This window comes from Gemmiger sp. An194 (assembly GCF_002160145.1).
In the GTDB taxonomy this organism is placed as follows: domain Bacteria; phylum Bacillota; class Clostridia; order Oscillospirales; family Ruminococcaceae; genus Allofournierella.
In genome coordinates this window covers 1-1,143 of sequence record NZ_NFKA01000046.1, presented here as the reverse complement: position 1 = coordinate 1,143, position 1,143 = coordinate 1, and the positions used below count along the sequence as shown (strand labels likewise).

At 51.1% G+C, this 1,143-nt stretch carries 2 protein-coding genes; both read right to left on the bottom strand.

The window, feature by feature from the left end:
• Nucleotides 1-133: 133 nt before the first annotated feature.
• Nucleotides 134-772: a hypothetical protein gene (locus B5F28_RS14345; protein ID WP_247643502.1), complete on the bottom strand. Its 639-nt coding sequence runs from the start codon at nt 770-772 to the stop codon at nt 134-136.
• A 5-nt stretch (nt 773-777) separates the two neighbouring features.
• Nucleotides 778-1,143: hypothetical protein (locus B5F28_RS14340; protein WP_206423093.1), on the bottom strand; the 366-nt coding region annotated here is incomplete at its 5' end.

Below are 1,143 nucleotides of genomic sequence, written 5' to 3'. Positions count from 1 at the left end.
AAAAGGAGATTCGCATGTTTCTGCGATCTGATACAGCTGCTCCGCATTTACAGCAGCGCATACAATATTCATCACCGCACCTCCGTGAACTTCTTCAGCAGCCGCTTGATGGCCGATGCCCTCTGTAATGGATTCACTGACTTTCACCAACCTTTTCCGACTTAACTCGCGTGTCAAAATAAGTCACCGCAACCGCCATAGCCTGCCATGCATCGGCACTGAACCCGTAGAAGAACCCGGGATTCTTTTTGGTTCCTTTGCCCCTGTTGGGCTGCCCTGTAGCGTATCTGTCCACCAGCGCCTGAATAATATTGGAATCGTTTGCTTTTGCCGAGTGGCACAGATTACTCTTTTCATCAATCCGGTAAACAAGGTGTTTTTCGGTGTTATCGGGAAGAATTCCGCCGGCCTGGAGAAAGCGCCCGATCCATACACAGGTTTCAAACACCTCCCGGCCAACAGCCATCCCGTAACTGGCCACCATTTCTACGGCAATTTCATTCACACCCACATGATAGGGTAGCTCACGGAGCAAAGCTTCGTTCTGAATTTTCCCTTTGTGAATCACCCGGACAATCTCATCCCCATCGTGCTCCACAATCACAAACCCGCTGTGAGTGGTGCCCGGGTCAATTGCAAAAATCCGATTATTCAACCTCTTCATTCCTTTCGATTTTGCCCGGGCCGCAAGTGCAGCCCGGGCTTTTCTTTTAATTGATCGTTCAGCAGCCCAAACGGTGGGGTCCGGATAGTGTTCTACGTTATAGAACACGGAGATCAATCCTCCCGCTTCATACGTCTCTCGCTTAGCGGAACGTGTTTACCAATCATCCAATCAGTTCCGCTGGGCGTAGGCCTGTCCACTCTCGCGTTGCAGCCGCCCTTGCGGCGGATCTGCTCTGCTTCATAGACCGATAAGCTCATTCCCTTTCGCTTGCACTCCGAAAGGGATTTTTCCAGATACGGCCAGGTCCTGCCTCCAGCCTGAGCCGTAACCTCGATGACTTTGCTCACGAAATCAGCACCCAGATCATCCACATAGTCTCCCAGCATCCGTTTAACTACTGGTGTGGCAGTGCCATACGCTTCCTCGTACGACTTTAGGATTGTGGTCATCGTCGTCAAAACAACCCCTTCTTCTTT